The organism is uncultured Psychroserpens sp. (assembly GCF_947501425.1).
Taxonomy (GTDB): domain Bacteria; phylum Bacteroidota; class Bacteroidia; order Flavobacteriales; family Flavobacteriaceae; genus Psychroserpens.
In genome coordinates this window covers 1-2,940 of the sequence record NZ_CANMVN010000019.1, presented here as the reverse complement: position 1 = coordinate 2,940, position 2,940 = coordinate 1, and the positions used below count along the sequence as shown (strand labels likewise).

The 2,940-nt window shown below is 31.5% G+C and carries 3 protein-coding genes; all 3 read left to right on the top strand.

The annotated features are described in order from the left end of the window. The first annotated feature begins 106 nt into the window (after positions 1 to 106). The 3 genes from Q0951_RS17000 to Q0951_RS16990 all read left to right on the top strand — a co-directional run bounded on the left by Q0951_RS17000 (position 107) and on the right by Q0951_RS16990 (position 2,723). Positions 107 to 1,216 carry an alpha/beta hydrolase gene (locus Q0951_RS17000; protein ID WP_072403802.1) on the top strand — a complete coding sequence of 370 codons (1,110 nt, stop codon included), beginning with the start codon at positions 107 to 109 and terminating at the stop codon, positions 1,214 to 1,216. Positions 1,217 to 1,359: 143 nt separating this feature from the next. Continuing rightward, complete coding sequence (locus tag Q0951_RS16995) at positions 1,360 to 1,731, top strand: hypothetical protein (protein ID WP_299339523.1); 372 nt, start codon at positions 1,360 to 1,362, stop codon at positions 1,729 to 1,731. Positions 1,732 to 1,979: 248 nt separating this feature from the next. Continuing rightward, positions 1,980 to 2,723, top strand: a complete 744-nt coding sequence (locus Q0951_RS16990; RefSeq protein WP_299339521.1) for a hypothetical protein — start codon at positions 1,980 to 1,982, stop codon at positions 2,721 to 2,723. Positions 2,724 to 2,940: the final 217 nt, after the last annotated feature.

The following is a 2,940-nucleotide window of genomic DNA, read 5'->3' as shown; positions in this document are numbered from 1 at the left end:
GAATACCGTCTGATTACTTTGTCATTTTTATACATAATGTTTGAAATTATGTAGCCTTTATTCAGGACGGGTCATAAGAAAAAACCATAGAACAAATTAATAACATATGAAAATATTAAAGAAAATAGGAAAGTGGTTTTTGATTTTACTGGGAGCAATTGTTGCGTTTATTTTAGTTGTATTACTAATAATTCGAATCAATAGTTCTGGAAACGAAGAACCTTTTTTAGACGAAAACGGTAATGTTCTTCCGAATAGTATCGCTATGCACGAGGATATGACAATCAATGGAGTACCTCAAAGGATTACCATAAGAGGAAAAGACAAGAATAATCCCGTACTACTAATAGTTCACGGAGGACCAGGCGCACCAATTTTACCTGTAATTTACAAATTGACAAGAACTGATTTGGAAGATATTTTTACGGTTTGTTACTGGGAGCAAAGAGGCTCTGGGCTAGCTTTTAATGATAGCATACCTGATTCATCCATTACCTTATCACATATAGTTGATGATGGTTTGGAACTATCCAATCATTTAAAAAAGACGTTCAAAAAAGACAAAATTTACATTGAAGGTTTATCGTGGGGAACAGCGGTAGCAGCTTATATGGTTCAAAAACAGCCAGAATTATATCACGCCTATATTGGTAGTGGTCTTATGGCGAATCTATCACTTTCAGAAGAATTATCTTATGAATTTGCAATGTCAGAATCCCAAAAACACAATGATACCATTTCAATCAATCAATTAAAACAAATTGGAAGACCACCTTATGTTAAAAACTCAAAAAATTCAGTAACTGAAGCCTTTGAAATAGAACGAAAGATTGTAATGAAGTATGCACCGATAAAATTAGAAACCGATTTTAATTTTATTAAAAGTATGTTTTTAGATAATGGATTAACGTTTAGCGAAAAATTTACTGATATGATAAATAGTCCTGAATCCTACTATCCTGCAGCTAAAATTTTACAACCTACTGCAATCAATATGAATTTAATGCGTGATATTCCTGAATTGAAAGTGCCAGTTTATATATTACAAGGAGACAATGACCATTTTACCGAAACGTCAGTAGCAAAAGCGTATTTTGATTCACTTATTGCGCCATCTAAAAAATGGTTTTTATTTGAAAACGGAACACACGGAGTACAAGTTGAATATCCTGAAAAATATCGTTCAATTTATATCAATGAAATACTTGGAAAATAATTACTACCGCCAACACCGTATATAATTTATTGCTACTTCTAGCCTACTTACGAAAATCCTCACGGATTTTCAATTCGGTTTTTATTTGCTAAATTACGTACTAAACCACGCAACAAACCATATACAAACACGTTGTGTACAATATGAAACAAACTCTAATCGTGATTCTGTTATCTCTATTTCTGAACTCTTGTAATTTCGGGAAAAAAGGAATCGATGTTTTAATTGAAAATAAAACTAAATACACCTTATATAATATTTCTGTTTCTGCAAGTCCAGTCTCAACAGTGAAGTTTGACAGTATTATTCCAAATCAAATTATTACAAAATATTTGGATATGAATGAAATACCAAGAGCAGACGGATCTTATAATATTAATTTTACTTATCCAGATGGAGATGTAATGAATAAATCTTTCGGTTACTACTCTAACGGATGGCCAAATAATTATTTGATATGCTGTTCAATAAGTGAAATGTCTACTTACACTAGATTAGATAGTTACTGCGAATAATAAATACAGTACACAACAACGTGTATAATTAATTGCTGCGCAAGTGCTTTAATTAGACCAAATATTCCTACAAATTACTATCTTTAGATTATTGATTAGTTGCGCAATAGCCTCGCTCCTGCCAACGCTGTTTTTGCCTACCTCCTTGCAGTCGGCTGATTCGGCAAAAGCTAAACTAGAGCAAGTCTCAAAGATCGCAACTAAATCATACACAAACACGTTGGCAGCAATTAAAAGAAACATACTCAATGATTGAAAAACTAAAATATTTAGTAGTTGAAATATTAAAAAAAAATAATGATTTAGTTTCAGTCAATATTATTCAGAATTCAGGTTTAGAAGTCCTAAATAAAGGGAACACAAGAGGGAATATGATATATTCAAATCACTTCTTTTATTTAATTTTTACACTAAATCCAGCACTCTATGTTAACCACGTTGATGAACTAGATCGAATATCAGATGTAATAAAACATTATTTTAATAAAGTCACAGATAAAAAAAAAGTGGCAATAGAAAAGGTCGTGTTTAAACCTGACTATAATAAAATAGTAATTCTAAATTCTAATATTTCTGTTATTGAAACTCCTTGGGAAGAAATAAACACCTTACAAGAAAAAATAATAGAAGACATGAAGTCTGCAGATAGTCCCACTGACTTTCAAAATATAGGAAATTCAGCACGCACAATAATGGACAAATTAGCTAGATTAGTTTTTGACCCAAAAACACACATTGCCCCAGAAAATGTTGATGTGCGAAATGGTAAATTTAAAAATCAGTTACATACATATATAGATTCTGTCTTAAGTGGAAAGGCTAATAAAGAATTAAGATTGTTTTCTACTAGCGCAATTGATTTTACCGAAAAATCTATTGACTTAATGAATAAAACAACTCACAAATTAGACGTTAAAAAACATTTTGGAGAAGCTTGCGTAATAAGTACTATAAATGTAATAAGTTTATTAAAAGCTATTAACGAGTTGTAACTGCAGCCAACAACGTGTATAGTTAATAGCTTGTTCTGTGTATACTCGGAAAATCCTACGAATTTTCCTCTGGTTCGTTTTCTTTTGCTAACTTAGTTCTTACCAACGCAACTAACCATACACAAACACGTTAGCAATAATTATGACCCGTCCTGAATAAAGGCTACATAATTTCAAACATTATGTATAAAAATGACAAAGTAATCAGACGGTATTC